General features: G+C 56.2%; 1 protein-coding gene. It reads right to left on the reverse strand.

Translation table 11 applies throughout. The features are described 5' to 3' along the window. On the reverse strand, nt 1-2,549 hold a 2,549-nt coding region (gene carB, locus GX016_05040; protein HHT70929.1), incomplete at both ends, for a carbamoyl-phosphate synthase (glutamine-hydrolyzing) large subunit.

The following is a 2,549-nucleotide window of genomic DNA, read 5'->3' on the forward strand; positions in this document are numbered from 1 at the left end:
GTACCGGCAGTGGCCACCAGGTTAAAGCCTCGCTGGGCAAACTGGGCTAAATAAGGAAGAGCTTCATTCTTATCGCGATCGGCCACAGTGGCCAAGATCGTACCTTGCCGGGGCATTTCGTACCCGGCGGCTAGGAACCCGGCCCAGAGCGCGGTGGGCAGGTCTGCTCCGAAGCCGACTACTTCGCCGGTGGAACGCATTTCCGGTCCCAGGGCTGCTTCAACACCGGGCAGTTTACCGGTGGAGAAAACAGGTACTTTAACCGCTACATAGTTTCGTGGTGAGAGCAGACCTGTACCGTAGCCAAGATCAGATAAGCTTTTGCCCAGGGACACTTGCACAGCCAGCTTTACCAGCGGCACGCCGGTTACTTTGCTGAGAAACGGCACCGTGCGGCTGGCCCGGGGGTTAACTTCGATTACATAGACTGTGCCCCGGTGTAGGACAAACTGGATATTAAGGAGTCCTTTTATTTTTAGCCCCCGGCTCATTCGCAGGGTGTAGTCGACGAGGGCTGCTTTTTGTCCTGGCGTTAAATGGCGGGCCGGGTAAATAGCGATGCTGTCCCCGGAGTGGACACCGGCTCGCTCCACATGTTCTAAGATACCGGGGATCAGGACTTGGTCGCCGTCAGCCACGGCGTCCACTTCGATTTCCTGTCCGGGCAAGTACTTGTCGATGAGCAGCGGGTGGCCACCGGACGCTGCCAAGGCATCAGCGGCGTATTGTTTTAGTTGTTCCGGGGTGTTGACAATCTTCATGGCTTGGCCGCCCAGGACATAAGAGGGGCGCACCAGAACAGGGTAACCACACTCATCGGCGGCAGCCAAGGCCCGGTCCAAGGAAGTAGCCGTAGCTCCGGCTGGCTGAGGAATGTTAAGTTGTTGCAGGAGTTCACGAAACCGATCCCGGTCTTCGGCCAGATCAATGGTTTCTTGGTTACTGCCGGCTAAAGGATAACCGCCCTCGGACAGGGGGGCTCCCAATTTGATGGCTCCCTGACCGCCGAATTGGGTAAAAACGGCTGCTGGCTGCTCTTTGGCCAGGACATTTTCTACATCCTCGGGGGTTAGGGGTTCAAAGTATAGGCGGTCCGATACGTCACCATCGGTGGAAACGGTTTCCGGGTTGTTGTTGATAATGATGCTGGCATATCCTTCTTCCCGCAGAGCTTGGGCTGCTTTTACACTGGAATAGTCAAATTCGATTCCTTGACCGATGCGAATGGGACCGGCGCCTAGCACCACTGCGCGGGGGGGATTAAGGGTAGGGGCTTTGTCAACGGTGGTAGTATAAGAAGAGTAATAATAAGGCGTATTTGTGGGAGACCCCTCACCACCTACCGCCAAATAGCCTGGGGAAAGACTGGAATCTTGGCGCGCCAGGCGGATTTTACTTTCGGGAAGACCGGTAAGTCGGGCCATATCGGCGTCGCCGAAGCCCATCTCTTTGGCTGACCGAAGGAGATCGGTGCTCAGTGCTGAACCGGCTGCCTCAACTTCCTTTTCCAACTGAGCTATTTGGTCTAACTGCTTAATAAACCAAGGATCAATGCGAGACCATCGGTTTAAGGTAGTCACAGAAAAATCGCGGCGCAGTCCCTCGTAGAGAGCAAACAGACGCAGATCAGTAGCACAAGCTATGGCTTCCTGCAGTTTATCGGCCGGCCAGTCGGCCAAAGCAGGGAGAGCCAGGCCAACGGCGCTGCCAGATAAGGAACGTACAGCTTTAAGCAGGGCGGCAGTAAAGGTTTTCCCCAACGCCATAACTTCTCCGGTGGCTTTCATTTGTGTACCTAAGCGTCGGTCGGCCCGGGTAAATTTATCGAAGGGCCAGCTAGGGAACTTAACCACGGTATAATCCAGCTTTGGTTCCTGGGCAGCAGCAGGCAGCTCAGACAGGCTGTAGCCCAGGGCAATCTTGGCGGCTACGCGGGCGATGGGATAACCGGTGGCCTTCGAGGCTAGGGCACTGGAGCGGCTCAGCCGGGGATTGACTTCGATTACATAGTAGTTTAAGCTGCCCGGTTCCAGAGCCAACTGAACATTGCAGCCGCTGGCGATTCCGAGAGTGGACACAATGTGTATAGCTGCCCGGCGTAAGAGGTGGTACTGGTCGGCCGACAGGGTTTGAGTCGGGGCTACCACAATGCTGTCGCCGGTGTGGATTCCCATGGGATCTAGGTTTTCCATACCACAGACGGTAATGGCCTCTCCAGTAGCATCGCGGATTACTTCAAACTCGATTTCTTTCCACCCGGCCAAACTGCGTTCCAGGAGCACCTGGCTGATGGGTGAGGCAGCTAGCCCTTGCTTGACCAGATGTAGGAACTCGCTTTCGGTGGCAGCGATGCCGCCGCCGGTACCGCCTAAGGTATAGGCCGGGCGCACTACAAGAGGCAGGCCGATGCGCTGAGCAAAGTCTTTAGCTTCGGACGGTGTGGTAACCGTGCAGCTTTCCGGCACCGGTTCGCCGATGGCAATCATAGTATCTTTGAACGTTTCCCGGTCCTCTCCCTGGGAGATGGTCTCGGCTGAAGTACCGAGCAA

This window comes from Bacillota bacterium, assembly GCA_012837285.1.
GTDB lineage: Bacteria > Bacillota > DTU030 > DUMP01 > DUMP01 > DUNI01.